The sequence below is a fragment of the Pseudoalteromonas sp. S4492 genome, assembly GCF_005886115.1.
In the GTDB taxonomy this organism is placed as follows: Bacteria; Pseudomonadota; Gammaproteobacteria; order Enterobacterales; family Alteromonadaceae; genus Pseudoalteromonas; species Pseudoalteromonas gelatinilytica.
Window position 1 is genome coordinate 1 of record NZ_PNCP01000204.1, and the last position, 290, is coordinate 290.

Genomic DNA, 290 nt, shown 5'->3' on the forward strand with positions numbered 1-290 from the left:
AAGTCTTGATAGTTGACGTTGGTAGGTTTGTTGATTATGTTCGCACTCGTCTTTCAGTTGCCTGATATCCAGGCCGTTTAGTAGCAGGTTTTGGGCTGTTTCGGGAGATAACTGGGTATCTGTTAAGCGGGCAAGAATTAAATACGCATCAGACAGCGTTGTGGCTACGATAGCCTGTTCTGTGGCCGACATACGTTATCCTTTAACAGATCGTTTTATGCTTTATCGGCCTTAAGTACTATTACAATATCTGAATGGTTAAGGTGTTGCTTCCTTCGCTAAATATGTAG

The 290-nt window shown here is 42.4% G+C and carries 1 protein-coding gene; it reads right to left on the bottom strand.

Annotation, left to right across the window (positions count from 1 at the left end; translation table 11 throughout):
* Window positions 1-192: hypothetical protein (locus CWC28_RS21390; RefSeq protein WP_138625759.1), on the bottom strand; the 192-nt coding region annotated here is incomplete at its 3' end.
* Window positions 193-290: the final 98 nt, after the last annotated feature.